Annotated in this window: 1 protein-coding gene; it reads left to right on the top strand. The window is 70.1% G+C overall.

Annotation, left to right across the window (positions count from 1 at the left end; genetic code table 11):
- Nucleotides 1-212 (top strand): membrane dipeptidase (locus ACM0OX_RS35805; protein WP_414519968.1); only part of this gene is annotated, 212 nt, incomplete at its 5' end.
- Nucleotides 213-281: the final 69 nt, after the last annotated feature.

Raw genomic sequence — 281 nt, 5'->3', positions numbered from 1 at the left:
CGCGCCATGTCGGCATCGGCGCCGACTGGGACGGCGGCGGCGGCGTGACCGGCATGAACGACGTCGCCGCCCTACCCCGCATCACCGAGCGCCTGCTGGCCGAGGGCTATTCAGAAACCGACCTCGCCGCCATCTGGTCCGGCAACGCCCTGCGCCTGCTGAAACAGGCCGAGGACTACGCCGCATCCCTGAAGCCCGCACCCCGTCGCTAGAACGGAAAAGCCGGGGCGTCGCATCCGACGCCCCGGCTCTGAACATTCCGGCGCCGCTGCAGTGATGCA

This window comes from Nostoc sp. PCC 9305 (genome assembly GCF_963920915.1).
Taxonomy (GTDB): Bacteria; Cyanobacteriota; Cyanobacteriia; order Cyanobacteriales; family Nostocaceae; genus Nostoc.
Note: the sequence above shows the minus strand (reverse complement) of the source record. Positions and strands in the feature narration are given on the sequence as shown.